This window comes from Pseudoalteromonas sp. SG44-1 (assembly GCF_014164315.1).
In the GTDB taxonomy this organism is placed as follows: Bacteria; Pseudomonadota; Gammaproteobacteria; order Enterobacterales; family Alteromonadaceae; genus Pseudoalteromonas; species Pseudoalteromonas rhizosphaerae.
Genome location: NZ_JACJEW010000235.1, coordinates 1 through 556, shown reverse-complemented (window position 1 = coordinate 556; position 556 = coordinate 1). Strand labels below are relative to the sequence as shown.

Here is a 556-nt window from a genome sequence, read left to right as displayed (position 1 = left end):
ATCATCACATTGAGATAATGCTTTTTCAACCGCTTGAACTTTAAATTCTTGTGTAAATCGACGTCTCATTTTTATCTGCCTCTATTAAAAGTTAGAGGCGACAACTATCCTGACACAGGGGGGTTCTTTATAGGTAAAAAAGGGGGAGATCTGATAAACACGCATTCGCGCTAACGCTTGGAGGAGGGTCAGTGAACGACTCGCCATAGCCTGTGGAATTACCAGTACCAAAAGTAGGCGCTTGGAAGCGAAGGCCCTTGTCGAAGCTCAAAACAAAAGGAATTAACATTGCGCTAGGTAATGACTATTTAGCGTCACAAGGTTTAGTGTCATTGAGAGATATTTGGATCAATATTGATAACGGGAGATGAACCGCCCATAGAAGGATGCTAAGAAGACACCCATCTTATGATTTGCAATGTATCAGTTACGTACTAATTTTATTATTAGCACAATAAATGAGCAGGTTGTCACATGGCTATTGCGAGAAAGCGTCAGATAAGTTTGGCTGATACAAAGTACTATCATTGTATTTCTAGGTGCGTACGTCGAGCCT

At 41.0% G+C, this 556-nt stretch carries 1 pseudogene; it reads left to right on the top strand.

Going from position 1 to position 556, the window contains the following annotated elements:
• Positions 1 to 474: 474 nt before the first annotated feature.
• A pseudogene (locus tag H5187_RS23950) lies at positions 475 to 556 on the top strand (Mobile element protein); the annotation flags it as partial.